This is a genomic window from Stutzerimonas stutzeri (assembly GCF_000952685.1).
Lineage (GTDB): Bacteria > Pseudomonadota > Gammaproteobacteria > Pseudomonadales > Pseudomonadaceae > Stutzerimonas > Stutzerimonas stutzeri_E.
Map to the genome: position 1 here is coordinate 301,952 of NZ_JYHV01000011.1, position 23,371 is coordinate 325,322.

Annotated in this window: 23 protein-coding genes; 11 read left to right on the forward strand and 12 right to left on the reverse strand. The window is 61.1% G+C overall.

The genetic code is table 11. The features are described from left to right. Positions 1 to 175: 175 nt before the first annotated feature. Positions 176 to 835, reverse strand: coding sequence for a GntR family transcriptional regulator (locus UF78_RS05275; protein WP_045160976.1), 660 nt, complete (start codon positions 833 to 835; stop codon positions 176 to 178). A gap of 255 nt (positions 836 to 1,090) precedes the next feature. Between UF78_RS05275 and UF78_RS05280 the strand changes: the two genes are divergently transcribed. The 8 genes from UF78_RS05280 to UF78_RS05315 all read left to right on the forward strand — a co-directional run bounded on the left by UF78_RS05280 (position 1,091) and on the right by UF78_RS05315 (position 11,316). Further along, a complete protein-coding gene (locus UF78_RS05280) occupies positions 1,091 to 1,552 on the forward strand; it encodes a GlcG/HbpS family heme-binding protein (RefSeq protein WP_045160977.1) in 462 nt (153 codons plus the stop codon). A gap of 459 nt (positions 1,553 to 2,011) precedes the next feature. After that, complete coding sequence (locus UF78_RS05285) at positions 2,012 to 2,989, forward strand: TRAP transporter substrate-binding protein (protein ID WP_045160978.1); 978 nt, start codon at positions 2,012 to 2,014, stop codon at positions 2,987 to 2,989. Between the two features lie 77 nt (positions 2,990 to 3,066). After that, positions 3,067 to 3,600: a TRAP transporter small permease gene (locus tag UF78_RS05290; protein ID WP_045160979.1), complete on the forward strand. Its 534-nt coding sequence runs from the start codon at positions 3,067 to 3,069 to the stop codon at positions 3,598 to 3,600. 49 nt (positions 3,601 to 3,649) lie between these two features. Beyond that, on the forward strand, positions 3,650 to 4,936 hold the full coding sequence (locus UF78_RS05295) for a TRAP transporter large permease (protein ID WP_045160980.1): 1,287 nt from the start codon (positions 3,650 to 3,652) through the stop codon (positions 4,934 to 4,936). Between the two features lie 52 nt (positions 4,937 to 4,988). Next, positions 4,989 to 5,783, forward strand: a complete 795-nt coding sequence (locus tag UF78_RS05300) for an enoyl-CoA hydratase/isomerase family protein (RefSeq protein ID WP_045160981.1) — start codon at positions 4,989 to 4,991, stop codon at positions 5,781 to 5,783. Between the two features lie 32 nt (positions 5,784 to 5,815). Next, positions 5,816 to 7,003 (forward strand): CaiB/BaiF CoA transferase family protein, encoded by a 1,188-nt coding sequence (locus UF78_RS05305; RefSeq protein ID WP_045160982.1) that lies wholly within the window; start codon positions 5,816 to 5,818, stop codon positions 7,001 to 7,003. Positions 7,004 to 7,072: 69 nt separating this feature from the next. Beyond that, positions 7,073 to 8,281: a pyridoxal-phosphate-dependent aminotransferase family protein gene (locus UF78_RS05310; RefSeq protein ID WP_045160983.1), complete on the forward strand. Its 1,209-nt coding sequence runs from the start codon at positions 7,073 to 7,075 to the stop codon at positions 8,279 to 8,281. 35 nt (positions 8,282 to 8,316) lie between these two features. Then, a complete protein-coding gene (locus UF78_RS05315) occupies positions 8,317 to 11,316 on the forward strand; it encodes an FAD-binding and (Fe-S)-binding domain-containing protein (protein WP_045160984.1) in 3,000 nt (999 codons plus the stop codon). Positions 11,317 to 11,422: 106 nt separating this feature from the next. On the opposite strand, the gene rnt is transcribed toward UF78_RS05315, so the two are convergent. The 6 genes from rnt to UF78_RS05345 all read right to left on the reverse strand — a co-directional run bounded on the left by rnt (position 11,423) and on the right by UF78_RS05345 (position 16,793). Further along, positions 11,423 to 12,097 (reverse strand): ribonuclease T, encoded by a 675-nt coding sequence (gene rnt / locus UF78_RS05320; RefSeq protein ID WP_045160985.1) that lies wholly within the window; start codon positions 12,095 to 12,097, stop codon positions 11,423 to 11,425. Further along, on the reverse strand, positions 12,094 to 13,137 hold the full coding sequence (pyrC, locus tag UF78_RS05325) for a dihydroorotase (protein WP_045160986.1): 1,044 nt from the start codon (positions 13,135 to 13,137) through the stop codon (positions 12,094 to 12,096). The genes rnt and pyrC overlap by 4 nt, the downstream gene beginning before the upstream one ends. Before the next feature lie 150 nt (positions 13,138 to 13,287). Continuing rightward, on the reverse strand, positions 13,288 to 13,902 hold the full coding sequence (locus UF78_RS05330; RefSeq protein ID WP_045160987.1) for a PqiC family protein: 615 nt from the start codon (positions 13,900 to 13,902) through the stop codon (positions 13,288 to 13,290). Further along, on the reverse strand, positions 13,899 to 15,575 hold the full coding sequence (locus UF78_RS05335) for an intermembrane transport protein PqiB (RefSeq protein WP_045160988.1): 1,677 nt from the start codon (positions 15,573 to 15,575) through the stop codon (positions 13,899 to 13,901). The genes UF78_RS05330 and UF78_RS05335 overlap by 4 nt, the downstream gene beginning before the upstream one ends. Next, entirely contained in the window at positions 15,565 to 16,182 is a 618-nt protein-coding gene (locus UF78_RS05340; RefSeq protein ID WP_045160989.1) for a paraquat-inducible protein A, read from the reverse strand. The genes UF78_RS05335 and UF78_RS05340 overlap by 11 nt, the downstream gene beginning before the upstream one ends. Next, on the reverse strand, positions 16,179 to 16,793 hold the full coding sequence (locus UF78_RS05345) for a paraquat-inducible protein A (RefSeq protein ID WP_080890557.1): 615 nt from the start codon (positions 16,791 to 16,793) through the stop codon (positions 16,179 to 16,181). Before UF78_RS05345 ends, UF78_RS05340 begins: the two co-directional genes overlap by 4 nt. A gap of 362 nt (positions 16,794 to 17,155) precedes the next feature. On the opposite strand from UF78_RS05345, the gene UF78_RS05350 reads away from it, so the two are divergent. The 3 genes from UF78_RS05350 (at position 17,156) to gloA (ending at position 19,833) form a co-directional block, all read left to right on the forward strand. Further along, a complete protein-coding gene (locus UF78_RS05350; RefSeq protein ID WP_045160990.1) occupies positions 17,156 to 18,049 on the forward strand; it encodes a flagellar protein MotY in 894 nt (297 codons plus the stop codon). A gap of 86 nt (positions 18,050 to 18,135) precedes the next feature. Further along, the gene (locus UF78_RS05355; protein ID WP_045160991.1) at positions 18,136 to 19,353 is read left to right on the forward strand and encodes an argininosuccinate synthase; all 1,218 of its coding nucleotides are present in this window, start codon (positions 18,136 to 18,138) and stop codon (positions 19,351 to 19,353) included. 87 nt (positions 19,354 to 19,440) lie between these two features. Continuing rightward, positions 19,441 to 19,833, forward strand: a complete 393-nt coding sequence (gloA, locus tag UF78_RS05360; protein ID WP_045160992.1) for a lactoylglutathione lyase — start codon at positions 19,441 to 19,443, stop codon at positions 19,831 to 19,833. A gap of 45 nt (positions 19,834 to 19,878) precedes the next feature. Here the strand turns inward: gloA and UF78_RS05365 are convergent, their stop codons facing one another. The 5 genes from UF78_RS05365 to UF78_RS05385 all read right to left on the reverse strand — a co-directional run bounded on the left by UF78_RS05365 (position 19,879) and on the right by UF78_RS05385 (position 23,336). Further along, complete coding sequence (locus UF78_RS05365) at positions 19,879 to 20,058, reverse strand: PA3496 family putative envelope integrity protein (protein ID WP_045160993.1); 180 nt, start codon at positions 20,056 to 20,058, stop codon at positions 19,879 to 19,881. A 109-nt stretch (positions 20,059 to 20,167) separates the two neighbouring features. Next, complete coding sequence (nth, locus tag UF78_RS05370) at positions 20,168 to 20,806, reverse strand: endonuclease III (RefSeq protein ID WP_045160994.1); 639 nt, start codon at positions 20,804 to 20,806, stop codon at positions 20,168 to 20,170. A gap of 19 nt (positions 20,807 to 20,825) precedes the next feature. Continuing rightward, entirely contained in the window at positions 20,826 to 21,539 is a 714-nt protein-coding gene (locus UF78_RS05375) for an electron transport complex subunit E (protein WP_045160995.1), read from the reverse strand. Next, positions 21,536 to 22,306: an electron transport complex subunit RsxG gene (gene rsxG / locus UF78_RS05380; protein ID WP_045160996.1), complete on the reverse strand. Its 771-nt coding sequence runs from the start codon at positions 22,304 to 22,306 to the stop codon at positions 21,536 to 21,538. Before rsxG ends, UF78_RS05375 begins: the two co-directional genes overlap by 4 nt. Before the next feature lies 1 nt (position 22,307). Then, the gene (locus UF78_RS05385; protein WP_045160997.1) at positions 22,308 to 23,336 is read right to left on the reverse strand and encodes an RnfABCDGE type electron transport complex subunit D; all 1,029 of its coding nucleotides are present in this window, start codon (positions 23,334 to 23,336) and stop codon (positions 22,308 to 22,310) included. Between the last annotated feature and the right edge of the window lie 35 nt (positions 23,337 to 23,371).

The window sequence follows — 23,371 nt, forward strand, 5'->3', positions numbered from 1 at the left end:
ACTCGATGGCATGCGCTTGGTTTATCGCAACCAAGCGCAATCCGCTTCACTGTTCCCGCTCGTGACAGGCTTTACCTGGGCTGACGAGGTACGATATCTCTCGGCAAATCCCTGATTGGCTACCGGGGCCCTGCGCTACGCTCGCTCATATGGGCTGTCTGGCCGTACCGCCATATCAGTCGGCGACGATCACACCGTCGAGATTGACCGCTTCCAGCTTGTGGCTGAGATGGCCTCTAAGAATGTTGCCCAAGCGCTTACCATCACGATCCCGCAGCGCCTCGATCATTTCCACGTGGTCATTCACCGCTTTGCGCCAGAAGTCCTCATTCATCTCCATCGTGTAGCGGACTCTTTTCACTCGCTGGCTGAGGTTGTTATACATCTCCAGCAGTATCGGGTTGCCAGACGCCAGCAGAATTCGTTCATGGATCTGCTGGTTGACTTGGAAATAGGCCTGCAAGTCTTTGCGTTCGTAGTGGTCGATCATCCTCTGATGAAGCTCGCAGATGCGTGCCAACGCCTCGTCGTCCAGGTGCAGACAGGCGGCTTCACCGGCCAACCCCTCCAGCGCTGCCATTACGTCGTACGTATGCTCTACGTCACTGAGGGACAGACGGCTCACGCGCGCGCCCCGATTCGGCAGAATTTCCACCAACCCTTCTGACGTCAAAACTTTCAGCGCTTCGCGAAGCGGCGTCCGGGAAATACCGAACGTCTCGCAAAGCTGCTTCTCGGAAATCTTTTCGCCTGCAACCAGCGAACCGTGTTCGATCAGCTCACGGATTCGATTGGCAGCTTCCTGATAAAGAATCTTGTGCTGGATTTTTTCCAAGGCTGTTTTTCCTGGTTGAGGCGGCCAGACCGACACGCAAAATCTTGCCTGTAATTGATATCAGCGAGAGGTCTGCTAGCGTTTTGAATTAAGAATACAAAATAGGTCAGAAATACGACATAAGCTAAACATGCAAGAGCAAAAAGTGGTTGGCGCAACGTCCTCTCGCCAGCCTCCAACACCGTCCCGTCGTTTTGCAACGGTGCCCTGATCAGTTTCGCCTGGTCTAGCACCCGGCTATCGGAGAAAAATCACATGGCTGGCAAGGTCTATCGTTCGAGCGTAGTCATAACACGAGTACAAGCCCGGCAAATTATCGATGCAGCGTTCGCCGAGGCAAGAGTGCAAAACATGGAACCGCTGACCCTCTTCGTCATGGACGCGGGCGGCAACCTTATCGCAGCCGAGCGCGAAGATGGTTGTGCCCCGTTGCGCTTTTCGGTTGCCAGGGGCAAGGCCTTCGCAGCGCTGGGCAACGGCGTATCCAGCCGCACGGTGGGCGAGCGAAACGAATCGCGCCCCGCTTTTCTGGCCTCGGTGGCGGCGGCTTCCGACGGGCATTTCGTTCCCGTGCCGGGCGGCGTTTTGATTCTCTCGAATGATGACGAGGTAATCGGCGCCGTGGGCGCTAGCGGCGCGTCTTCCGATGAAGACGAACAAGCCGCGGTTGTGGGAATAGAAACGGCTGGCTTGCGCGCCGGTATCGTTCCAGCCTGACTTCATGCATTGGCGGTCGGCGCAGCCACCAACTGCTTCGTGCGGGCAGGGTCGCGTTCGGCCATCGGCATCGCTCTGATGCAGCATTTAGGCGTTCATTCATCGTGGCCTCCCGTTCAGCCTGCTTGGGCTGACTGATCTCCGGCGGGGGGCTTCTTGAGCCCCCCTGGCCAGATGGCGATAGAGCGCTGGCCCCACCTTCTTTTTTCGCCTGGATCCGCCCGCCCGTTTGGGCGGAGCGGACGGACGGTGGCAGTTTTTCTTGGCTCGTTTCTGGCGTACCGCAAAAAGCTGGTCTAAGGTCTGGATCGGGTTATGAATAATGAATTCATTTTTGTTGTTCACGTCCCGTTAGCCGGTTCCCGCCGCTGCCGGCGCTGTCGTTGGAGCAATGGGTCAGCCCGATTGTGAAAGAAGGTTTTGCGGTACGCCTCAATAAAAACAAGAGTGGAGGTCAGCATGAAAGTCTTGAAGACAGCCTTGATCGCATCCCTGTTAGGTCTCGCCACCTCTGCAGTGCAGGCGGCCGAACTACAGATCAAATTCGGCCACGTGGGTGGGCCGGGTTCCCTGTTCGAAATCACCGCCAATAAATTCGCCGAGACCGTTAATGAGAAGCTCAAGGGTAAAGCCAAGGTGGTGACCTATGGCTCCAGCCAGTTGGGTAGCGACTCGCAGATGCTCAACAAGCTCAAACTGGGTTCGCTCGATCTGGCTTTGCCCTCGACGGTGATGAGCAGCGTGGCGCCGGAGTTTTCCTTGTTCGAAATGCCTTACCTGATCACCGATCGCGAGCACATGCAGCGCGTTCGCGACGAGCTGGTTCGCGACGTGATGTACAAGGCCGCCGAAGGCAAGGGTTACCGGATCATCGGCGTATGGGAAAACGGAGTTCGGCAGATCACCAACAACTCCCGGCCGATCGTCGTACCGGCCGATCTGAAAGGCTTGAAGTTGCGTACGCCCAACGGGATATGGCGGGTCGAAATGTTCAAGAGCTACGGCGCCAACCCGGCTCCGATGGCGCTCTCCGAAGCCTTCGTGGCGCTGCAGACCGGCGCCATGGATGGTCAGGAAAACCCTCTGGTGCAGATCTATTCCCAGCGCTTTCACGAAGTCCAGAAGTACCTCTCCCTGTCCAACCATGTCTACACCCCGGCTTTCGTTCTCGCGGGCGCCAGTTGGCAGCGCTTTCCTGAGGACGTCAGGAAGGTTCTGAGCGAGGCGGCGCTGGAAGCCGAAGCTTTCGCGCTGGAGCAGGGCGCAGCGCTGGATGAAAGCCTCGTCAAGAAAATGAAGGAGGCAGGCATGGAGGTGAACGAGGTGGACCAGCAGGCCTTCATCGACGGCTCCAAGGATATCTACGCGAAGTTCGCCGAAGAGGTCGAAGGTGGCCAAGCAATGCTCGACGAGGTCGAACAGCTTCGCCAGATGTAGCCACCTGCCTGTCGCAGAGATCGCATCCTGACTAACGCCTGAGCGCTGCGGTGCTACAGGCCGACCGGAGAGAGCCGATGGGGTTTTTCACCGCTTTCAGAAAGGGCTTTTCCAAGTTTTTGGAAATCATCGTGGTTGCCAATGTGATCGCATTGACGTTGGTCGTTACGGTTGGCTTTGCGTCGCGACTGGCTGGCTCGCCGTTCAGCTGGTACGACGAGGTGGCATCGGTCGGCCTTGCCTGGCTCACCTACTACGGTGCCGCCCTGGCGGCGGCCAAGGGCGCCCACATCGGTTGCCCCACCGTGGTCAATTACTTCCCGCCGAAGCTGCGCGTGCCGATCGCTCTGCTCGCCGAGGCGATCACCATCGGGTTCTTCGTGCTGCTGGCCTACACCGGCACGCAGGTGGTGCTCATCCTGGAGGGGTCTTCACTGGTCAGCCTCACGCACGTTTCGCTGCAACTGACGCAATCGGTGCTGCCCATTGGCTCGGTGCTTTTCATCATTGCCGAGATCCTGCGCCTGCCTGAGGTGATCGAAAGCGCGAAAGGCGATGGTTTCGTCGATCACGAGCTGGAAGAAGCGGGGGTCAGGCCCGCGAAGGCATGACCGGGACAATCCAGAGCGAGTGCCTGCTGCGGCGCTCGGGAGAATAACGATGACCATCTTTTACATGTTCGCAGGGTTGATACTGCTCATCCTGATCAATGTCCCGGTCGCCATTTCGCTGGGCATCGTCGGTGCGGTGGCGATCTTCTCCAGCTACGGCGCACTGGCCCTTCCGAATATCGGCATGGTGATGTTCGACGGCACGACCAGCTTCCCGCTGATCGCCATTCCTCTGTTCATCCTGGCCGGCGCGATCATGAACGCCTCGAGCATCTCGCGGCGCCTGATCGACCTGGCCTCGGCGATGCTCGGCTTCATCAAGGGCGGCTTGTCGATGGTGACCATCGGTGCCTCGATCTTCTTCGCGGAGATTTCCGGCTCGGCGGTCGCGGGCGTATCGGCTATCGGCAGCATCATGATCCCGGCGATGACCAGCAAGGGCTATTCAAAGGAATTCTCCGCCGCGTTGTCGTCCTCGGCCGCCAGTCTCGCGATCATTCTGCCGCCGTCGATTCCGATGATTCTCTACGCCGTAATGTCGGGAGAGTCGGTAGTGAAGATGTTCGTTGCCGGCATCTTCCCTGGATTGCTTGGTGCGATGGGGTTGGCAGGCATGTGCTACTACCTGGCTAGGAAGAACGACTTTCCGTCCGAGGGGGCGTTCCAGACCAAGCGGTTGTGGGAGGCGTTCAAAGGAGCGATCTGGGCGCTGTCGATTCCGGTGATCATCCTCGGAGGCATCTTTGGCGGGATCGTCACGGCCACCGAAGGAGCTGCGCTGGCGGTGGTGGTGGCGATCTTCATCAGCGCCTTCGTCTATCGCGAGTTCACGCTGCGCACCTTTTACAAGGCGTGCCTGGACGCCGGCGTACAAACCGCGGTGGTCATGTTGCTGGTAGCGAGCTCCGCGGTGGTGGGACTCTACCTGACCGAAACGCAACTGCCACAGCAGTTGGCCAGTTCCATCAGCGAGTGGACCAGCAACAAGTATGTGATTCTGGCGCTACTCAACATCATCTTTCTGATTCTCGGTGTTTTTCTGCACTCAGCGGCGGCGATCATTCTGGTCGTCCCTATCGTGCTGCCGCTGGTGCTGGCTGTCGGCATCGACCCGATCCACTTCGGGCTGATCGTCACGCTCAACCTGGCGATCGGGCAACAGACACCACCGGTTGCCAGCGTGCTGATCGCGTCCTGCTCGATCGCAAAGTCCGATATCTGGGCCACCTCCCGGACCAACCTGTGGTTCCTCGGTGTGCTCTTCGTGATCCTGCTGATCAATACCTATGTGCCGGCGTTTGCCTTGGCGCTGGTGAACCTGATCTACGGCGCCTGACCGCTATTTGATGCCCCACTGCCAAGCAGGCGGCGGGCAGGAGGAAACAAAGATGAGTGACGTGTCTCAAGGACAAGTCGACTGTCGTGTCGACCAAGGCGTCGCCTGGGTCGGCTTCAACCGGCCGGAGAGCCGTAACGCGATGACCTGGCAAATGTACGACGCGCTGGAGCGCTTGTGTCGGGAGTTGGAGGCGGACTCGAACGTCGTCGCCGTGGTGTTTCATGGCTGCGGTGGGAAGGCGTTCGTGGCCGGCACCGATATCAAGCAATTCGCTGAGTTCGAAGGCGGCGAGGCGGGCGTGAATTACGAGCGCCGCATCGATAGCGTAATCGCGGGGCTGGAGAACCTGCGCAAGCCGACCATTGCCTTGCTCGAAGGCTTCTGTGTCGGCGGCGGCGCGGCCATCGCGCTGGCCTGCGATTTTCGATATTGCACACCGTCGCTGAAGTTTGGTGTTCCGATCGCCGAGACCCTGGGCAACTGCCTCTCGGTGACCAACGTATCACGTCTCATGGATCTGCTCGGCGTACCTCGCACGAAGGAGGTGCTGATGGCGGCCGAACTTATCGAAGCACCAGAGGCGTTAACGGCCGGACTGGTCAGCGCTGTATTCGAGCCCGACGTTATCAGCGCGGAGGTTGCTCGCAAAGCGCAGGCGTTTGCCGGTCGCGCACCGCTGACCGTGCAGGCGACCAAGGAGACCATCAACCGAGTACTGGCGCACCGGCGTACGCCGGCGGACGCCAGCGATGACTGGATACGCGCCTGTTACGGCAGCCGTGACTTCAAGGCTGCGGTCGACAAATTCGTCAGCAAGACCCCGTTCGAATGGACCGGTGAGTAGCTTTTGCCGATCCCCGTGTTGGAGAACCAAGCATGCTTCCGCTGAGCAACGTGAAAATCCTGGATATCTCGCAAATCATGGCGGGCCCTTACTGCACCATGGTGCTGGGTGACCTCGGAGCCGAGGTCATCAAGGTCGAGAAAGCCAATGGTGGTGACGACAGCCGACAAATGGGGCCCTACGTCAACGGCGAGTCCACCTGCTTTTTTCAGATCAACCGGAACAAGAAAAGCATCTCGCTGAATCTCAAGGACGAGCGGGCCCGGGACGTTTTCTATCGGCTGGCCTTGGATGCGGACGTCATCGTCGAGAACTACCGGCCGGGAGTGACGCAGTCGCTTCAAATCGATTACGAGACGATCCGTGCCCTGAATCCCGGGATCATCTATTGCTCGATTTCAGGCTATGGCCAGACCGGTCCCTCCCGCAACAAAGGCGGGTTCGATCTTGTAGCGCAAGGAATGAGCGGCCTGATGTCTATGACTGGCGAGCCTGGCAAGCGCCCCTTGAAAACCGGCATTGCGGTTTATGACATCGGCGCTGGCCTCACCGCTATCTATTCGATTCTTGCTGCTTATATTCACAAGCAGGGCACCGGTGAAGGACAGCACATTGACATCGCTATTACCGAATGCGGGCTGCCTTGGTTCGCCTGGGAAGCGGCCGCCTACTTCGCCGAGGGTACCGTGCCGCAGCCCACGGGATCGCGTCATCGCATCTCCGCGCCTTATCAGGCAGTCAAGGCTCGAGACGGCTACCTGATGCTTGGCTGCGCCAATCAGCGGACCTGGGAACGCCTGTGTCGCGACGTGATTGCGCGCGAGGACCTGCTTGGCGACGAGCGCTTCGTCACCAACAGCGACCGCGCGCGCAACGTCGAGGCGCTCGAAGAGATCCTCGAAGCGATCCTGTCCCAGCAGCCCATGGCGCATTGGCTCGGCCTGTGCGAGACGGCAGGGGTGCCGGCAGGGCCGATCAATGATTTCGCGCAGGCCATGCACGACGAACACTACCTGGAGCGTGGCATGGTTCAGGAGGTCAGCCACCCTGTGATCGGCAATATGAAAACCATTGGCTTTCCCGCGAAGTTTTCCCGCACGCCTTCACGGATTCGCCGACCTGCTCCGCTGTTTGCCGAGCACACCGACGAGGTACTGCATGAAATCGGTATGACCGGCGAAGACATCAGCCGGCTACGTAGTGAGGGCTGCATCCGCTGAACTGTTTAGTTCTATGTGGTATTGAATTCAAAACTCAAAATACAAGATCAAGCGTCCTGGAGAACCGTCATGCTGAAGCTCGATTTCCACCCGTCCGGCCGCCATTTCCTACAGATCCCGGGGCCTTCTCCAGTACCGGATCGTATTTTGCGCGCCATGAGCTTGCCGACCATCGATCACCGTGGTCCTGAATTCGGCGCCCTGGGTCGCGAACTGCTGAGCAAGGTTCGGCAAGTGTTCAAGACCCAGCAGCCAGTGGTGATCTACCCCGCGTCCGGTACCGGCGCGTGGGAGGCGGCGCTGGTCAATACGCTGTCGGCAGGTGACCGGGTACTGATGTTCGAAACAGGCCACTTTGCCACCCTATGGGAAAAAATGGCGCGACGGTTGGGGCTCGAGCCTGAATTCATCGGGTTGCCGGGTTATGAAGGCTGGCGCCGTGGCGTGCAGGCGGAAATGATCGAGCGGCGCTTGAAGGAAGACAGCGGCAACACGATCAAGGCCGTCTGCGTGGTGCACAACGAGACGTCCACCGGTGTGACCAGCGATATCGCGGCGGTGCGCCGCGCCATCGATGCGGCCAAGCATCCGGCACTGCTGCTGGTCGATACTATTTCCGGCCTGGCCTGCGCTGATTATCAGCACGACGCCTGGGGCGTGGACGTGACCATTTCCGGTTCGCAGAAGGGCTTGATGCTGCCCCCGGGTATCAGCTTCAACGCGGTCTCGGAAAAAGCGATCGCAGCCAGCCGCAGCGCGAAATTGCCGAAAAGCTTCTGGGCCTGGGACGAAATACTCGAGCTCAACCGCAGCGGCTATTGGCCCTACACGCCCAACACCAATTTGCTGTACGGGCTGAACGAAGCGCTCGACATGTTGCTGGGAGAGGGCCTCGATCATGTCTTTGCGCGGCATCAGCGCTGGGCGGCCGGGGTTCGCAAGGCCGTCGAGACCTGGGGCCTGGAGGTGCAGTGTCAGGAGCCAAGCGTCTATTCGCCGGTGCTGACCGGTGTGGTGATGCCGGAGGGGGTGGATGCCGACGAGGTGCGCAGCCTGATCTATCGCCGTTTCGACCTTTCGCTAGGGACCGGGCTGGGTAAGGCGAAGGGCAAGATGTTCCGCATCGGTCATCTCGGTGATTGCAACGACCTCACCCTGATCGCCACGCTCGGTGGTTGCGAGGCTGGCCTGAAGATGTCCGGCGTGTCGCTCACGGGCAGCGGGGTGCTCGCCGCACTGGACTACTTCGCAGCGAACCCGCTGGACGAGTCGCACTGACATTTCCCCTTTGATGGCAGACATGGGAGGTCGTGATGACTTCGTTTACCGAACCCAGAATAACGGCGAGCAAGGTGTCATCGGAGCGCTCGTCGGCCTTGGCTGAGCGCTTGCGGCGCGAGATCGCCGGCGACGTACTGTTCGATCCGGCGTCACGTGGTCGCTACGCGACGGACGCTTCGATCTACCAGATTACGCCGGTCGGCGTGGTGATTCCGCGTCATCAGCATGATTTGCTGGTCGCATTGGATATCGCCCGAGATGCCAAGGTGCCGCTGCTGGCGCGCGGTGGCGGCACCAGTCAGTGCGGGCAGACGGTGGGTGATGCCCTGGTGGTCGATACCAGCCGTTGGCTGAACCAGATCGTCGAATTCGATGCGGATGCCCTGACCGTGGTGGTAGAGCCAGGGGTCGTGCTCGACGACCTGAATCGCTGGCTCAAGCCACATGGTTTGTGGTTTCCGGTGGACGTGTCGACCTCGGCCCAATGCACCCTGGGCGGCATGGCCGGCAACAACTCCTGCGGCTCGCGCTCCATTCGCTACGGCAACATGGTGCACAACGTTCTAGGCATCGATGCGTTGCTGGCGGATGGCAGCGAGGCGCGCTTCGGTCTGCTCCATGAGCTGGCGCAGGGCGATCGGGTACGCCAGATCGCCCGCGAGGTGCAGCAAATCGCCGAGCGCGAGCAGAGCAATATTCGAGAGTATTACCCGAAGGTGCTGCGCCGCGTGGGCGGGTACAACCTTGATCTGTTCGACTGCCAAAACCCGCTTCCTTACGATTCGAATGGGCAGGCCAACCTGGCCCATTTGCTGATCGGCTCAGAAGGTACGCTCGCGGTCACCCGGCGGATCAAGCTCAAACTGGCGCCGCTACCCCAGCACAAAGTGCTGGCCGTGGTGAACTTCCCGACCTTCTATCAGGCCATGGACCTGACCCAGCACATCGTGACGCTCGACCCAACAGCGGTCGAGCTGGTCGATCGCACGATGATCGACCTGTCGATGGAAAACCCGTCCTTCAAGCCGGTGATCGAGAAGGCATTGATCGGCCAGCCGGAGGCATTGTTGCTGGTTGAATTCGCGGGCGAGGAGGTCGCCGGTCTGCAGGAACAGCTCGGCCGACTGAGCGAGCTGATGGCTGACCTCGGTCTGCCCGGCAGCGTGGTCAAAATGACCGAAGCGGTGGAGCAGACAGCCCTGTGGAACGTACGTAAGGCCGGCCTGAACATCATGATGAGCATGAAGGGCGACGGCAAGCCGGTGTCCTTCATCGAAGACTGTGCCGTGCCGCTGGAGCACCTGGCTGAATACACCGCCAAGCTCACCGAGGTGTTCCACAAACATGGCACCGAGGGCACCTGGTACGCCCACGCCAGTGTTGGCACCTTGCACGTGCGACCGATTCTCGACATGCGCCGCGACGGTGCGCAAAAGATGCGCGCCATCGCCGAAGAAGCATCGGCGCTGGTGCGTGCCTACAAGGGGGCCTTTTCCGGCGAGCATGGGGACGGCTTGTGCCGCGGGGAGTGGGTGGCATGGCAGTTCGGCCCGCAGCTCAATGCCGCGTTCAAGGAGGTTAAGCAGCTGTTCGATCCGGACAACCTGTTGAACCCGGGCAAGATCGTCGATACCCCGCGCATGGACGATCACAGCTACTTCCGTTTCCCCAAAACCTATCAGCCGATTCCGGTGACGCCGGTGCTCGACTGGTCGGACTGGAATGTGTTGCGCGATCCACTTACCGGCGAGCAGAGTGCGCCCGGCAGCGGCGCCGATCCGACCGGTGGGCTGATCGGCGCCGTGGAGATGTGCAATAACAACGGTCATTGCCGCAAGTTCGATGCGGGCACAATGTGCCCCAGCTACCGAGCGACACGCGATGAGCAGCATCTGACCCGCGGCCGTGCCAACACATTGCGATTGGCGCTATCCGGCCAACTGGGTCCCGATGGGTTGGCCAGCGAGGACGTCAAGGCTGCGCTCGATCTGTGTGTCTCCTGCAAGGGCTGCAAGCGTGAATGCCCGACGGGCGTCGACATGGCGAAGATGAAAATCGAAGCCCGCGCAGCCTGGGCGAAAGCCCATCCGATGCCGCTGCGTGAGCGCCTGGTGGCGCAAATGCCGCGCTATGCACCGTACGCCAGGCATTTGGCTGGCCTGACGGACATCGTCGAGCGCATGCCGCTGCTGTCGCAATGGCTCAAGCGCTCCTTGGGATTGGCTGGCCAGCGTGCGCTGCCACGCTTCGCGGGCAACTTCCTGGCGACCGCTCCGACAAGCCGTTCGACGCATACGCGGGAGGCCCTGCTATTCGTTGATACCTTCAACAACTACATGGAACCGGAGAACGCGCGGGCCGCCTGTCGTGTCCTCGAGGCGGCTGGCTATCGGGTCCACTTCAACCAGGCGCCACGGGAGCGGCCGTTGTGCTGCGGACGCACCTACCTGGCGTCGGGGCAGATCGGCAAAGCAAAGGCGGAGGCCCGGCGCACGCTCGACTATCTGCTGCCGTTCGTCGAACGTGGCGTGAGCATCGTCGGGCTTGAACCTTCGTGCCTGTTGACCATGCGCGACGAATTCCTCCGCTACGGTTACGGCGAGCAGGCCAAGATGCTGTCCAAGGCATCCTTCCTGTTCGAGGAGTTTCTAGTCAGGGAGCAGGCGGCCGGTAATCTGCAGCTCCAACTCAAGAGGCTGGACGCATCGCGCGCGCTGCTGCACGGTCATTGCCATCAGAAGGCGTTCGATGCGCTACGGCCGGTGGAGCAGGTGTTGCGCTGGATACCGGATCTGGAGGTTAGAACCGTCGAAACCTCCTGCTGCGGGATGGCCGGTAGTTTCGGCTACGAGCGCGAGCACTACGATGCTTCGGTGCAGATGGCCGAACTAGCGTTGTTGCCGGCGGTGCGCAAGGCGCAAGCGGAGGATCTGATAGTGGCCGACGGGACCAGCTGTCGTCACCAGATTCATGACGGGGCCCAGCGTGAAGCCTTGCATGTGGCTAGGGTGCTGGAGCGGGCGTTGGCGTGATGTATCAACGCGGGCGATCTCCCGCGCGATATCAACGCCGGATCGCCCGGGATTTAGCGCGAGGGCCGGCCAATGCCCGGCTGGGCGAGCAGGGGTAGTGTCCGCTTCACTCGTCGAACTCTTCCCAGCCGCCCATTTCTCTCCAGCGATTGACGATGCCGCAGAACAGCTCGGCGGTCTTTTCGGTGTCGTAGCGAGCCGAGTGAGCTTCCCGTCCATCGAAATCGATTCCAGCCGCCTGACAGGCCTTGGCCAGCACGGTCTGGCCATAGGCGAGGCCGGCGAGGGTGGCGGTGTCGAAGCTGGAAAACGGGTGGAACGGGTTGCGCTTGATGTCGCAGCGCGCAATGGCCGCGTTGAGGAAGCCCAGATCGAAGCTGCTGTTGTGACCAACCAGAATGGCGCGCTTGCAGCCGGCTGACTTCACCGCCTTGCGTACACTGCGGATGATTTCGTTCAGCGCCTGAGATTCAGGAACCGCCATCCGTAGCGGATGGTCCAGCTTGATGCCGGTGAATTCCAGCGCTGCGGCCTCGATGTTGGCCCCAGCGAAGGGCTCTACCCGGAAAAACAGCGTTTCCTGTGGGTAGAGCAGGCCCTGCTCATCCATGCCGATGGTCACCGCGGCGATTTCCAGCAGCGCATCGGTGGCGCAATTGAAGCCGCCGCACTCGACGTCCACCACAACCGGAAGGAAGCCACGAAAGCGCCTTGCCATGGGCGAGCGCGGCTTGCCAGGGACATTGCCTTCGAGTTCGTCGTCGAACTGCTCGTCACTCATGCGCTTGTCTCCAACCGCCACTGCAGGGTTTCGCCGGCGCGCAGGGGCACCACGTTGTGCTCGCCGAATGGCAGGTTGGCCGGCACGCTCCAGGATTCACGGACCAGGGTGATCTGCTCGGTGTTGCGCGGCAGGCCATAGAAGTCCGCACCGAAATGGCTGGCGAAGGCCTCCAGCTTGTCCAGCGCCTGGCGTTGCTCGAACGCCTCGGCATACAGCTCGATCGCCGCAAAGGCGGTGTAGCAGCCGGCACAGCCGCAGGCATTTTCCTTGGCATGCTGGGCATGGGGGGCTGAGTCGGTACCGAGGAAGAACTTCGGATTGCCGCTGGTGGCCGCGTCGAGCAGGGCTTCCTGATGGATGTTGCGCTTGAGGATCGGCAGACAGAAGAAGTGCGGACGGATGCCGCCGACCAACATGTGGTTGCGATTGTAGAGCAGATGGTGGGCGGTGATCGTCGCGCCGACATTGGCGCTGGCCGCCTCGACGAACTGCACCGCGTCGCGGGTGGTGATGTGTTCGAACACCACCTTGAGGCTGGGGAAACGCTCGGTAATCCGACTCAGCTGTTCGTCGATGAAATATTTCTCACGATCGAAGATGTCGATCTCGGAGCGCGTGACCTCGCCATGCACCAGCAGCGGCAGGCCGACTTCGGCCATGGTCTCCAGCACTGGGAAGATGTTGTCGATGCGGGTTACGCCCGACGCCGAATTGGTGGTCGCGCCGGCGGGGTAAAGCTTGGCCGCATAAACGAAGCCGCTGGCCTTGGCGGCGCGGATGTCGTCGGGCTGCGTGCCATCGGTGAGATAGAGCACCATCAGCGGCTCGAATACGCTTCCGGCTGGGCGGGCGGCTAGGATCCGCTGGCGGTAGGTCTGCGCTTCCGCGGCATTGCGAACCGGCGGAACCAGGTTCGGCATGATGATCGCGCGCGCGAACTGGTGTGCGGCGTCCGCCACGGTGTGCGGCAACGCTGCGCCGTCGCGCAGATGAATGTGCCAATCGTCGGGGCGCAGTAGTGTCAGTCGGTCAGACATGCAGGGTTCCAGGCGGGTAAAACGTGCGCAAATGCTACCGGAAAATTCGGTGGCTCGCTTCAGCCCCTGAAACTATAAGCGCCGATCGGGCGGAACAGTGAAGTTGCCAGGGCGCCGCGAAGAACCGCAATGGTGGGCGCATGGCCGGCATCAGGGCCGCGGGCAATCGCCATTGGGATTCGTTGCCCAATGCCGAGCCGTCCGGGCAATGCTGTCGGCCAGCCCGGCGATGGCGCGCTGGTGGGCCAGCACAAGGCTGTCCAGCTCGACGCCCGCCTGCTGGTGGATCACGCTGGCGCAGGTCAGTGTCCGGCTGCTCCCGCCGCGTTCGCTCAGCTCCAGACTCCATACAACGTCCAGTGCGGCATGCACGCCGGGCAGCGAGTCGAAACGACGAACATCGGTACGCAGGCTCATCACCGGTGCTCCCGCCCGTCCCGGCAGACCCGCCAGGTCGCGTACGCCGAGGCGGTGTTCCAGCTCGATCGCCAATGCATCATGGAACTCATCGGCAGGCGGCGAGGCCCAGAGCGCGTTCTCGAGAATCGCTAGGCGGCCATCGCTTTCGCGCACCACCAGGCTCGGCTGGTCGACTTGCACGGGAATTCGCACGGGCAGCACCTGCAACTGGAACGCGACCGGCTCGACGGTGCCGGTCGTCTGCGGCTGGGTGGCAATGAGCGTGTGGTAGCGCGTCGGCACCGAGCTGCAGGCGCCCAGGATCAATGCGCCGACGAGCATGAGGAGAGAGGGACGCGGGGTCATGGCTGGTGCTCCGAATTCAGTTCGCGGGAAGTGGCTTGGCCCTTGTAGTTGGCCGGTGTTTCGTCACTGCTGCGACCGCGGATCAGCGATTCCGGGTGGCGTCCGAGATAGTCGGAAAGTGCCCGTACGGAGCGTACCGCACGCTGGACTTCTTCGAGCGTGTCGCCCAGTTGCTGACGCTGCGGCGAACCCTCGGCCAGCGTTTGGTTGGCGTTCTGCAGGGTTTGTTCCGATCGCTCCAATGTTCGCTGGAGCTGGGGAAGGACATCACCGTTGACCTGCTTCAGGGTCTGTCGCAACTCACCGAGACTGCCATTCAGGTTATCGGCCAGGGACTCGATGGGCAGCTTGCTGAGTTTGTCGACCATGGCCTGCAGTTGTTCCTGCAGCTTGTCGAAGCTGCCGGCGATGGTGGGAATGACCATTGGGCGGGCATTCTGGTCGAAGGCGACCTTCGGCGCCCGCTGGTCGAAGTCCAGCGAGATGTACAGCTGGCCGGTAAGCAGATTGCCTGTTCGTGCCTGCGCCCTCAGCCCGCGCTCGACGAATATCTGCATGAGACGAGCGGTGTGCTCTTCGGTATTGCCGCCCAGGGTCTTGGTCAGCTTGTCGTGCGCAGCGCCCAAGCGATTGGGGAAGATCACCGCACCGACTACTACGGGAAAGGTTTTGCTCTTTTCGTCGTAGTCGAGCTTGACCGATACCACGCGACCGACCGGCACGCCGAGAAACTCCACCGGCGCATCGACTTTCAGGCCGCGTAGGGGCTGACCGAAACGCATCTGAATGTAGCGCGGCTGACCGTCAGCGGGTGCCATCGCCTGGCGAACATCGGCAAACAGCGAGAACTCGCTGTCTTGCGTGGCTGGCTTCGCGTCCGGGCTGTAGTTGGGCGCGCGAAAAGCGATGCCGCCGGCGAGTATGGCCGACAGTGACTCGGTATTGACTCGAAGGCCATCCGCAGCGATGGACACGTCGACGCCGCTGGCATTCCAGAAGCGGGTGTCGTCGGTGACGAACTGATCGTAGGGGGCATTGACGAAGACCTGAACCTGAACGCCCTTGCCGTCGTCGGCAAGCTTGAACGAGATCACTTGGCCGACCTGAATGCGACGGTAATACAGCGGCGAGCCGATGCCGAGCGAACCCAGGTCATCGGTGTGCAGCGTGAACTGCTTGCCTTTAGCGCCGAAGGTCACCGGCGGCGGGGCTTCCAGGCCGATGAATTCGCGCCGGGTTTCTTCCGCGCGACCGGCATCGGCCCCGATGAAGGCGCCGGAAAGCAGGGTATCGACGCCGGACACGCCGCTGGCCCCGATGCGCGGACGCACGACCCAGAACTTGGTGTCTTCGCGGGTGAATGGCTCGGCGTTCTGATCCAGCTGCACGGTGGCGATGACGCGGGTTTGATCCTCACTGAGCGCGATCGCGGTGACCTGACCTATGACCACGTTCTTGTACTTGACCTGTGTCTTGTTGGCCTCGAGCCCTTCCGCCGTCTCGAAACTCACGCTTATCTGCGGTCCGGCTGAAAGCCAGTTCTGCATGACCATGGAAAATCCCACCAGCGCGGCGACGATGGGAACCAGCCAGACCAGCGAGACACGGACACGCCGGTGCCTGATCTCGGGGGAGCCGGCTGATAATTCAGGAGAGTGAGGGTTATCTGACATCGTTTTTCTCTGCGTCCCAGATCAATCGCGGATCGAAGCTCATCGAGGCCATCATCGTCAGCACCACGACCAGCCCGAAGAACAGAATACCCAGGCGCGGCTCGATGGTGCCCAGGGCGCGGAACTGCACCAATGCCGCCACCAGCGCGACCACCAGCACGTCCAGCATCGACCAGTAGCCGATGGTTTCGATGAAACGGTACAGCCGTGCGCGTTCGCGCATGGCCCAGCGGCTACGGCGTTGGGTGCTGATCAACAACATGCCGAGGACGAAGAATTTCATGCAAGGCACCCCGACGCTGGCGATGAAAATCAGCAGGGCTATATCCCACGAGCCGTCTTTCCAGAATTCCACCACGCCGCTGAGAATGGTGTTTTCGCTGCCGCTGCCGAACATGTCGGTGTACATCACCGGCAGCATGTTGGCCGGGACATACAGAACCAATGCTGCAATGAGCAATGCCCAGGTGCGCGCCAGGCTATTCGGTTTGCGCCGATGCAGCGGGGCCTCGCAGCGCGGACACTCGAGATCTTCCAGGCGACATGCCAGGCCGCAGTCGTGGCAAAGCTGCAGGCCCAGCTCACAAGCGTAGGGCGGCCGTATCATCGTCCCGGTACGCCCAGTTCGTCCCACAGACCGTCGCGCACATCGCGGCCCGCGATCAGCAGGATCAGAATGGTCAGGACGGCCGTGGCCCAGAGTCCGATCCCCGGATGCACGTCGGCCATGTCGCCGAGCTTGATGATGGCGACCAGAATGCCGAGCAAACACACTTCGAGCATGCTCCAGGGGCGAAGATGTTCCAGCGCCCGCATGCAGGCGCTAAAACCCGGCGCGATTTGGCCGCTGCGCGCATACACCAGGACCCAGGTCAGCAGAATGATCTGCAAAGCCGGCGCGAAGATGATGCTCAGGCCAGCGACCAGCGCGATGGGCGTGATCCGCCCTTGCGCCAATGCCTCGACGGTCCCCCATAACGTCGCCTCGTTGCTGAGGCCCTGCAGGCCTATCTGCATGATGGGAAACGTGTTGGCGAATAGAAACAGGATGGCGGCAGCCAATGTCAGCGCCAGCAACTGATCGGCGTTCAGGAATCTGGCCCGCTCCAGCAGTGCGCCACAGCGCACGCAGTGGGCCGTCTGGCGGCGCGCCAATGCAGGGCGCTGATACACCGAATCGCAGTGCTCGCAGATGATCAGCGGCGTTCCGCCCAGGATGTCCAGATGTGACACCGGAAGCGGGTCGGGCGATTCGGCTGTTTGTCGGGGTGGCAGGCTGTCTTGCTTCAAGGCATCCACTCGATGGGAAGAATCGACAGAAAACGACACGCAGGCTTTGCCCAGACGCTCGTTTGCGGCTCGGTATCATGGCGCGGCTGCTGGCTGCGCCGTTGCTCCAGCCAATGGAGTTTGCCTGATTTGGTCAGCAACACTTCCTAAGCGCTGGCGGGAATAGTGTCACCGAACGTTGGTTCTATCGCCAGCGCCAAACGCAGGCTTCGCCTCGTCTACTTCAAGTTTCCGTGAGTACGACCGATACCCAAGAGACTAAGACACTACTTTCGCTCCTGGAGCCCATCGTGCGCTTGCGCCTTCTAATTCTTGCCTGCCTGCTGGCCCAACCGGCCGATGCTCTCACGTTCCAGACACGTCTGGAGCGGGCGCAGTGGCAGGTGGAAGGCGATCAGTTCGAGTGCCGTCTGACGCAGCCGGTGGCCGGTTTCGGCGCAGGGGAATTCGTGCGGCGAGCGGGAGAGCAACCAACGTTCCGTTTGCAGTCACCTGAGCGCTGGTTGGGCAACGGCTCGGCGACGCTGCTCGCGGCCGCTGCCCCCTGGCAGCCAGAACGGAGCGATATCAATCTGGGCGTTGTTGCTGTAGCGGGTGGCGAAATCCCATTCAACAGTTCGCAGCTACAGGCCGGCCGTCTGCTCAGCGGGCTGCTCGAAGGGCGGAGTCCAGTGGTGCGTCACTACACACGGCAGGGCGGTGAAGCGCTGGAGGTGCGGTTGCTGCCCGCACGTTTCGGCAAGGCCTACGAGGATTTCCGCGCCTGTACGGCGAAGCTGTTGCCGGTCAATTTCGAACAGATCCGCCATTCGCAGGTCGGGTTTCCCACCGGTGACGTCGCGCTCGATGCCTTGGGGCAGGCCAAGCTCGACATCATCCTGCAGTTTCTCAAGGCCGATCCGAGCGTCAATCGAGTCCAGCTCGACGGTCACTCTGACAACAGCGGTAACCGCCTGACCAACCGCGACCTGTCCCGTCGCCGGGCGTTGGCGGTCGAGGAATATCTGATCGCCAATGGTGTGCCAAAGGAGCAAATCACGCTACGTTTTCATGGTGAGCGCTATCCGTTGGTTTCCAATAGCAGCGCGGCTAACCGAGCCAAGAACCGGCGGGTGACCCTGCGCTTGGAGCGTGGTCCTGCGACCACCACAGCCGCTGCCGAAGGCAACGCTCCGTCGTCCTGATGCCGAGCGACGCTCACGCCCCTGTAAAACAAACGTCGCGACCAGTAGAATCCCCGCTTTCCTTACAATCCCGGGAGTGGATGGCAATGGCCGACGTAAAGAAGGTAGTCCTGGCGTATTCCGGTGGCCTGGACACCTCGGTGATCCTCAAGTGGCTGCAAGACACCTATAACTGCGAAGTGGTGACCTTTACCGCTGACCTCGGCCAGGGCGAGGAAGTCGAGCCAGCGCGTGCCAAGGCCAAGGCCATGGGTGTCGAGGAAATCTACATCGACGACCTGCGCGAAGAATTCGTTCGCGATTTCGTCTTCCCGATGTTCCGCGCCAACACCGTTTACGAAGGCGAGTACCTGCTGGGTACGTCCATTGCCCGCCCACTGATCGCCAAGCGTCTGATCGAGATCGCCAACGAAACCGGCGCCGATGCCATCTCCCATGGTGCCACCGGCAAGGGTAACGATCAGGTGCGCTTCGAGCTGGGCGCCTACGCGCTCAAACCGGGTGTCAAGGTCATTGCACCCTGGCGTGAATGGGATCTGCTCTCGCGCGAGAAGCTGATGGACTACGCCGCCACGCACGAGATTCCGATCGAGCGCCACGGCAAGAAGAAGTCACCGTACTCCATGGATGCCAACCTGCTGCACATCTCCTATGAAGGTGGCGTGCTGGAAGACACCTGGACCGAGCACGAAGAAGACATGTGGCGCTGGACCCGCTCCCCGGAAACCGCGCCGGACACCCCGACCTATATCGAGCTGACCTATCGCAAGGGCGACATCGTCGCTATCGACGGCAAGGACATGACCCCGGCCGAGGTACTGACCTACCTGAACAAGGTCGGTGGCGAGAACGGCATCGGGCGCCTGGACATCGTCGAGAACCGCTACGTCGGCATGAAGTCGCGTGGCTGTTACGAGACTCCCGGTGGCACCATCATGCTCAAGGGGCACCGCGCTATCGAGTCGATCACCCTCGACCGTGAAGTCGCTCACCTGAAAGACGAGCTGATGCCCAAGTACGCCAGCCTGATCTACAACGGCTACTGGTGGAGCCCGGAGCGCAGCATGCTGCAGCAGATGATCGACGCCTCCCAGATCAATGTGAACGGTGTGGTGCGCCTGAAGCTCTATAAGGGCAACGTCATCGTCACCGGCCGCAAATCGGACGATTCGCTGTTCGACGCCAACATCGCCACCTTCGAGGACGACGCTGGCGCCTATGACCAGGCCGATGCCGGTGGCTTTATCAAGCTCAACGCGCTGCGCATGCGCATCGCTGCGAACAAGGGCCGGACGCAGTTCTAACGACTGCCCATGCCTGACCATGACCCCGGCCACGAGCCGGGGTTATGCTTTCTGCACCTTTAGACGCCTTGCTGAGGAGACAAGACCATGAGACTGCTGCATACCATGCTGCGAGTCGGTGACATGGAGCGATCCATCGCCTTCTACACCGAAGTGCTGGGCATGACACTGCTACGCCGCAAGGATTACCCAGAAGGGAAGTTCACGCTCGCTTTCGTCGGCTACGGCGATGAAGCGCATAACAGTGTGCTGGAGCTGACCCATAACTGGGGCGTCGACCAGTACGATCTAGGCAATGGTTACGGCCATATCGCGTTGGAAGTGGAAGACGTCTACAAGGCTTGCGAGGATATCCGCAGCCGCGGCGGCAAGGTCACCCGCGAACCTGGACCGATGCTGCACGGCAGCAGCATCCTCGCGTTTATCGAGGACCCGGACGGCTATAAGGTCGAACTGTTGTCCCCATCGCGCCGCGATTGATCTGGCCGGCAAAAGAAAAGCCCCGAATCGCGGGGCTTTTTCACTTCAGAGATCGAAGTCGAAGTCATTGAGTTGCTTCTGCAGACGGCGCTCTTCAAGCAGGTTGTCGATAATCCGGCGCTTGGTCAGGTTGGTCTTGGCCACTTCGACCGGAGCCTCTGCAGTATCGTCTTCGTCATCAGCGACGAAGTCATCTTCAATCTGGATCTCTTCTTTCTCGGACACTTGGCTTACTCCACGGCTAAGGCGCGCTGTTGGCGCACCTTATAGCGGCAAAAGAGAAGGCCGTAAAAAAGATTTTTTCAATCAGGCGATAGCTTTTCTACCTGACTGATCAATCGTCCGAGGTCTTATGCTTGTACTCGCAAAGATCTTCGATGCGGCAACTGCCACATTGCGGCTTGCGGGCCTTGCAGACGTAGCGCCCGTGCAGGATAAGCCAGTGATGGGCATCGAGCAGATACTCTTTCGGGACGAACTTGACCAACCGGCGCTCGACCTCCAGCACGTTCTTACCTGGGGCGATGTTGGTGCGGTTGGCGACGCGGAAGATATGTGTGTCCACTGCCATGGTGAACTGGCGAAAGGCGGTGTTGAGCACAACATTAGCCGTCTTGCGGCCTACGCCAGGCAGGGCTTCGAGGTCCTCGCGATTGTCCGGCACCTGGCTGCCATGTTTCTCGATGAGGATGCGACAGGTCTCGAGCACGTTCTTCGCCTTGCTCGGATACAGGCCGATGGTCTTGATATAGCTACATAGACCGTCGTAACCCAGCGCGTATATGGCTTCCGGTGTATTGGCAACAGGGTAGAGCTTGGCCGTTGCCTTGTTGACGCCGACGTCCGTGGCTTGAGCCGACAGGATCACTGCGATCAGCAGTTCGAAGGGCGTGCTGTAGGCCAACTCGGTTTTCGGCTCGGGGTTGTCTTCGTGGAAGCGACGAAAGATTTCCCGGCGTTTCGTGGCATTCATCGGGCAAAGCCTACGGTCTTCATTCGATCGCCCCTGTGACGCGAACGCGACGGCTCTGTACCGGTTCTGCCGGCTGCTGGGCCTTGGCCCGCTCGGCCAGTTGCAGGTCGATGCGGTTCTTCAGAGCGATCAGCAGGCCGAGCACGATGAACGCGCCGGGCGGCAGGATCGCCAGTAGAAAGCCCTTGTAGTCACTGAAAAGGGTGAGCTGCCAGTCGGCGGCGATCGGGCCGAACAGCAGATGCATGTTGGCGAATAACGCGCCCGTCCCGAACAGTTCGCGCAAGCCACCCAGCACCACCAGCACCAGGGCGAAACCCAGACCCATGACGAGCCCATCGAAGGCTGCGATGAGTGGATTGTGTTTGGCCGCGAAACCATCGGCGCGGCCAAGGATCACGCAATTGGTGGTGATCAGCGGGATAAAGATGCCGAGAATCTGATACAGCTCGTAGGTGTAGGCCTGCATCAGTAGCTCGATGCAAGTCGTCAGCGCCGCGATGATCATCACGAACGCCGGCAGGCGAACGGCTGTGTTGACCACACCGCGCACCAGCGACACGCCGATGTTCGAGCAGATCAGTACGAGTGCGGTGGCAAGGCCCAGCCCCAGGGCATTGACCACTGAATTGCTCACCCCGAGCAATGGACAGAGGCCTAGCAGTTGGACTAGCGCGGGGTTGTTTTTCCACAGGCCGTTGATGCTCAGTTCGCGATAGCTGGGATTGCTCATGGTGTCTGGCCCTTCTGTTCGGGCTGCGGACTCTCGGTCGGCAACGCGTCACGGGTTGCGGCGGCGCCGGCGCGCGAATGGGTGGTGACATCGGCGGGTTCTGCCATGTCCTCCAAGGCCTGCTCCGGTGTAATTGGGTTACCGCTGGCATTGAGCAGCTCGGCCTTGTGCGCGTCGAAGTACTGCAAGGCCCGATGCACTGCGCCGACCACTGCGCGCGGCGTGATGGTAGCGCCGGCGAACTGGTCGAACGCGCCACGGTCCTTCTTCACGGCCCAACCGGACTCGTCTGGGTCGGTCAGTGAACGGCCGTCGAAGCTGCGGATCCAGGAACTCTTGGCCAGTTCGATCTTGTCGCCTAGGCCGGGTGTTTCGCGATGACCGACCACCCGTACTCCGGCCACTCGTCCATCCGCGCGTACGCCGACGAGCAGCTGTATCGCACCGCTGTAGCCATCAGGCGCGATGGCTTGGAGAATCACCGCACTGGGCTTGCCGTCCTTGCGGGCGATATAGGCCGCCAGCGGCTTGCGGGTGCCGAGCAGTGGATCGTGCACCTCGATGCTGCTGTCGAGCAGCTGGTTATCGTAGCTGTCGCGGGGCAGAATTTCGTTCAAGGCACTTAGCTGCGCGGCACGTTCGGACGCCTGGATGCGCTCGGCAGTGAATTGCTGCAGCAAGGTCACGGCACCTACCGTCACCACGGCGAACAGGCCCAGAACCAGGCTGTTCTTGAACATTGAGCGGCTGAGTTCAGGAACAATCATGTCATTCGCCCACCTTGAAACCGCGCTCGGCCTTGCGGTGGCCGTAGGTGCGCGGGCGGGTGTAATAGTCGATGGTGGGGGCGGCCAGGTTCATCAGCAGCACGGCGAATGCCACGGCATCCGGATAACCGCCCCAGGCGCGGATGACATAGACCAGAATGCCTACCCCGGCACCGAAGATCAGCCTGCCTTGATTGCTGGTGGCGCCGCTCACCGGATCCGTCACGATGAAGAATGCGCCAAGCATGGTGGCGCCGCTGAGCAGATGAAACAGCGGCGAGCCGTGGCTGTCGGAGCCCGAACCGTTCCAGAACAGCAGGCTCATCAGCGTGAGCGCGGCGAGCATGCCCACCGGCGCATGCCAGCTGAACAGGCGCTTGTGCAGAAGGAACAGGCCGCCAGCCAGGAATGCCAGATTGACCACTTCCGAACCGATTCCGCCGAAATGGCCGAAGGCCGGGTTCGCCCAGAGTTCCTCGACCGTCAGGCTCTTGTTGACCTTGAGCACGTCGAGGGCAGTGGCCTGGGACCAGCCATCGGGTAGCGAAGCGATGCCGAGGATCTGCTGTAGTCCGGCACCCAGGCCGACGCTGTGCGGCACTGGCCAGGTGGTCATTTCCACGGGGAAGGAAACCAGCACCACTACGTAGCCAATCATCGCCGGGTTGAAAGGATTCTGCCCCAGTCCGCCGTAGAGCTGTTTGCCAAAAGCGATGGCGCTACCCGTGGCAATCAGGGTCAGCCACCAGGGCGAATAGGGGGGGAGCGCCAGAGCCAGCAGCACGGCGGTGACCAGCGCGCTACCGTCGCGCAGGAAGAATGGCACCGGGCGTTGCCGAAGCTTGAGGATCAGCGCCTCACAACCAAGCGCGACGGCGCTGGCCCAGACCAGGTTGATCAATGTGCCGGCGCCATACAGCCAGGTCAGTACAATTGCGCCGGGCAGCGTGGCGGCCAGCACCAGCAACATGACCCGTTGGGTGCGGTTGTTACCCTTGGTGTGCGGTGAAGTGATGCGGGGCAGGGCCATTGGCTCTCCGGTCGAATGCTGATTAGGGCGGTTGA